This is a genomic window from Campylobacter sp. RM9328 (assembly GCF_012978615.1).
In genome coordinates this window covers 1-306 of sequence record NZ_LIWF01000097.1, presented here as the reverse complement: position 1 = coordinate 306, position 306 = coordinate 1, and the positions used below count along the sequence as shown (strand labels likewise).

At 37.6% G+C, this 306-nt stretch carries 1 pseudogene; it reads left to right on the top strand.

Features of this window, described 5'->3' with window-relative positions:
- Positions 1 to 306 (top strand): annotated as a pseudogene (locus CCAL9328_RS10850) (phage late control D family protein); the annotation flags it as partial.

The window sequence follows — 306 nt, the reverse complement described above, 5'->3', positions numbered from 1 at the left end:
TAAATTTCGCAAGCCCTCAAAAGCTCGCCAAACGTAGAAGCTGGGAGAATACTAGCCTTTTTAGCATAGCATCAAAAATAGCCAATGAAAACAAACTAAGCATAAAAACAAGCACAAACAATCAACCGATAGTTTCAACCTTGCAAAACAACATTAGCGATCTTGACTTTTTATATGGGCTTTGCTTTGAGTATGGCTATATTATGAAGGTTGCAAATAGCACTATCGTCATAACTTCAAAAGATAGCAGAGGCGATGCAACACAGACATCAAATACGGTAAAGAACGAAAATCTGCCAAGCTTTG